Source organism: Blautia sp. An249, from assembly GCF_002159835.1.
In the GTDB taxonomy this organism is placed as follows: Bacteria; Bacillota; Clostridia; order Lachnospirales; family Lachnospiraceae; genus Blautia_A; species Blautia_A avistercoris.
Genome location: NZ_NFJL01000056.1, coordinates 1 through 1,927, shown reverse-complemented (window position 1 = coordinate 1,927; position 1,927 = coordinate 1). Strand labels below are relative to the sequence as shown.

Here is a 1,927-nt window from a genome sequence, read left to right as displayed (position 1 = left end):
TACCGGTCTTTAGGAGTTGAATTAAAAAAATAGTGCTAAGCCATAGTTTAAAACCTATGACTTAGCATTTTATTTATATCTTCATTTCCAAGGAAATAGGAGGTCAGTGGCAAACCGGTTTTGACAGCCAGCCCTTTAATGAAAGAAGAACTCCTGGCCAGATTTATGTATTTTCGGTCCGATACTCTCGCAATTCTGAAATCTCGTATGAAATGAAAAATCTCTTCTGTTCCATAGTTATCTTTTAGAACGTGTATCTGTAAAAGCCTTGTCAGTAATACAGTAAGATAGCATATGAGAAAATGCCCAATAATGGTTTCTTCCTTCTGCAGATATACAGGTCTTGCATCAAGCTGTGACTTCATGATGCGGAAAGACTCCTCGATTCTCCAGAGATTATGGTAAGCGGTATAAATTTCAGGGGCTGACATATGAATTTCGGAAGTTACTATCATATTAAAACCTGCAAGTTCTTTTGCTTTCCTGATTGCTTCCCCATTCATTTCAACCTTGATTTTATTGTCTGTTTTTTCCCCCTTTTTATTAGCGGCTATAAAAGTAACATACTTTGCGCTGTCACCATACTCTGATTTTTTGGCTTCACAGGCTCTGAGGTTTTTAGCTTTTTCTACTTGTCGGTTTATTTCGTGCCTCTGTTTTTCGGCAAGCTTTGGGTTAAATGTCACAATGCGTTTTTCCCTGAGTTTTACAGATTTTCCCTGTCCTTTGTCATTGGTATAGCGGTAGGTGAAATCATCCACACATTCTTTTATGCGATAGAGAACTTCCCCTTTTTTGTTTTTAATATCTACATAATCATTTTCAAGAAGAACCCATGTCTTCTCAGTTTCCGGAAGTGTTTTTACGGATTTGGAAAAAATATACCCATCCCCGTCTTTAAGTGCATGGAGGATGTTGTTAAAACAATTCAGTCCTTTGTCAGCAACCTGGACGGTCCTGCCGGTGATATGACTGCGCTGTTTTAAATCATCAATGACATTTCTTATGACAGGCTTCTCACTTTCGTTGCCGGGATAGAGTTTCATGCCAACAGGTATCTGATGCGCATCGAGGAGCAGTCCCATGCTAACCAGGGGCTCTGTTCGGTTCTCCTTTGATTTCCCTTTGCGTCGGAAATCATCTTCCTGGTCAATTTCAAAATAGAAGTTCGTGCAGTCGAAGTAGGTCTGTGAAGTGTCAAAGCCATATTTGGCCGCAACCTGATGATTATAAATTTCAATTATCTTTTCATACTCGGAACCAATATATGCGAGCCCGGAATAGAGCTGGTCCAGGGAAAAGCGGTGTTCTTCGAACAGCTTTGGGATGACATCCATAAAAGTTTTTGATTTAGAGCAGGGTTGGACAGCTCTGGCATAAACAAGGGCAGAGGCCATATCAAAGACATTGAACCTGAAATCCGTTGCAGTCTGCATGAAATCCATATATTTTTTGCAATGAAGGGAGTCGTTGATGTTTTTTAAGGGAAAATATCCAAGAAGTTTTTCTGGAGATTCCTCGCCTATCTGACGTTCTTTTTCCTTCTGTTTGTTTAGCCTGTATTCTTGGTTAAGCCGCTGGACTTCTTCGGAATAAAAGGCGATTGGGTCCTCCATTCCTTTTTTCTGGAGTTCATGAACATACCCGATGGGTTTGTAAGAACGATGTGCCCCGCCTTTACGCCCCGGGTCATAATAACTTTCATAAATCTGTAAATAAGTTCCTTTTTTGTTATTTGTTTTTTTAAGAAAATAAGACATAAAATCACCCTCTTCCATTATAGCACCATAGCACTATACAAGCAAGGGTAAAAAATATTTTTTGTCAAGTTTTTTTAAAATAAAAAAAGCCAGCAAATATGCTGGTTTGAGAAATATATAAAAAAATAAACCCCTAAAGAATTATAGTGCTAAATCCTAAAGACGGG

General features: G+C 38.8%; 1 protein-coding gene. It reads right to left on the bottom strand.

Translation table 11 applies throughout. The annotated features are described in order from the left end of the window. Nucleotides 1-47 precede the first annotated feature (47 nt). Nucleotides 48-1,760 carry an IS1634 family transposase gene (locus tag B5F53_RS19430; protein WP_140398288.1) on the bottom strand — a complete coding sequence of 571 codons (1,713 nt, stop codon included), beginning with the start codon at nucleotides 1,758-1,760 and terminating at the stop codon, nucleotides 48-50. Nucleotides 1,761-1,927 lie beyond the last annotated feature (167 nt).